The 1,918-nt window shown below is 28.4% G+C and carries 3 protein-coding genes; 1 reads left to right on the plus strand and 2 read right to left on the minus strand.

Annotated features, from left to right (window positions below):
* Together HG1285_RS19560 and HG1285_RS03315 are read right to left on the minus strand one after the other, a co-directional pair.
* The coding region (locus tag HG1285_RS19560; RefSeq protein WP_008288901.1) for a phosphoribosylaminoimidazolesuccinocarboxamide synthase at nt 1-115 on the minus strand (115 nt) is incomplete at its 3' end.
* 10 nt (nt 116-125) lie between these two features.
* Nucleotides 126-767 carry a tetratricopeptide repeat protein gene (locus HG1285_RS03315; protein ID WP_008288902.1) on the minus strand — a complete coding sequence of 214 codons (642 nt, stop codon included), beginning with the start codon at nt 765-767 and terminating at the stop codon, nt 126-128.
* Between the two features lie 97 nt (nt 768-864).
* Between HG1285_RS03315 and HG1285_RS03310 the strand changes: the two genes are divergently transcribed.
* Nucleotides 865-1,918 (plus strand): CTP synthase (locus HG1285_RS03310; protein ID WP_008288903.1); only part of this gene is annotated, 1,054 nt, incomplete at its 3' end.

Genomic DNA, 1,918 nt, shown 5'->3' on the forward strand with positions numbered 1-1,918 from the left:
TTATGGCGTCAAATGCAGTTGCACTGTCTTTAAATTCCATTATTACCTTATCAGGTTCGTCTGTGGCGTATATTATTTTTGCTTTTCCTTCGTAAAGTTTTTCTTTTTTTTCCATCTTAAAACTCCTAAATATTTTCTTTTGCTAAAGCTTCAAAGTATCTGTATTTTTCTTTTGAAAGCTCTTTAATCTCATCAAATATTTCTTTTGCTTTTTGTGTATCACCTTTTTTTTCATATATAAATCCTTTCAATGTTAAAGCTGATAAATAGTTAAAGTTTGATTGATTGATTTGGTTTAATTTTGATAATGCATTGTCGTATTTTTTATTTTTATAGTTTAAATATCCTTCAAATTCAGCTATATAGTTTTTTGTCTGGTCAGTACTTAGATTTTCCTTTAATTTTTTTATTGTTTCTTTGTTTACAATATTTTTATTTTTTTCTATTATGAGTTCATATCCATAAACAAGTTTTATATAATCAGTATCTGCAAAATTTGCCTTGAAAAATTTTATTTTCTTTAAAGCTTCATCGTATTTTTTGTTTTGTATGTCTTTATTAATTTCATATGCAAGAATACTGGCTTTATTTTTTTTCTCTTCTACTTTATTTTGATGATAGAGAAAGAATAAAACTGCAAGTATTAAAATAACAAATCCCGCAGTTATTTGTTTTAAATAAGGCTTTATTTTATCATATAGATGCAAAAGCTTATATTCAAGCTCAAGGTCTACATTTTCTTCTATAGGAGGTTTCTCTTTTCTCAATATAATTCACCCCTTTTTATTTATTAATTATATCAAAACTATACATTTTTTATTCTGGTAAAATATTTTTTTATTAAAAATAACAGAGGTTTGGTGTTTGAAAAAATTCATATTTGTAACAGGTGGTGTTCTTTCTTCTCTGGGTAAAGGTGTTGCTTCTGCAGGGATTGGTGCAATTCTTGAATCTATGGGATATAAAATAACATTTTTAAAGTTAGACCCTTATTTAAATATAGACCCTGGGACAATGAACCCTTATCAGCATGGTGAAGTATATGTTACAGAAGATGGAGCAGAAACAGACCTTGATTTAGGTCATTATGAAAGATTTACAAATGTTGTTTTAACAAAATATAACAACGCAACTTCTGGAAGGCTTTATTTTAATATTTTACAAAAAGAAAGAAGAGGGGCTTATTTAGGAGCAACGGTTCAAATAATACCTCATTTTACAAATGAAATAAAAAGAGCTATTGAAAAAGCTGCTGGAGATGCAGACATTACACTTGTTGAAATTGGAGGTACAGTTGGTGATATAGAGAGTCTTCCATTTTTAGAAGCAATACGACAGATGGGACTTGAGCTTGGTAGGGAAAATTCAATATTTATCCATTTAACTTACGTACCATATATAAAAGTAGCAGGAGAGCTTAAAACAAAACCTTCACAGCATTCTGTTAAAGAGCTTAGAGCTATTGGTATTCAGCCTGATGTTTTAATATGTAGGTCAGAAAAAACAATTCCAAAACCTATAAAAAGAAAGTTAGCACTTTTTACAAATGTTCATGAATACTCTGTTTTGTCTGCACCTGATTTAGATACGATTTATGAAGTACCTCTTCATTTAAAAAAAGAAAAAATAGACGAGGTTTTATCAAAACATCTTAATCTGGAGTATAGGGAACCTGACCTATCAAAATGGAAAAAAATTGTAAATACTTTGAATACTATTAGAAAGTCAGATAAAGAAGTGAATATAGCTATAATTGGAAAATATGTTGAGTTAAAAGATGCTTACAAAAGTATTGATGAAGCATTAATACACGCTTCAATAGCAAATAAAGTCAAGGTTAATCTTCACTGGATAAGGTCAGATGAACTTACAGATGAGAACATAGATGAAATATTTAAAATATTGATGGATACTTGTT

The sequence above is a fragment of the Hydrogenivirga sp. 128-5-R1-1 genome (genome assembly GCF_000171895.1).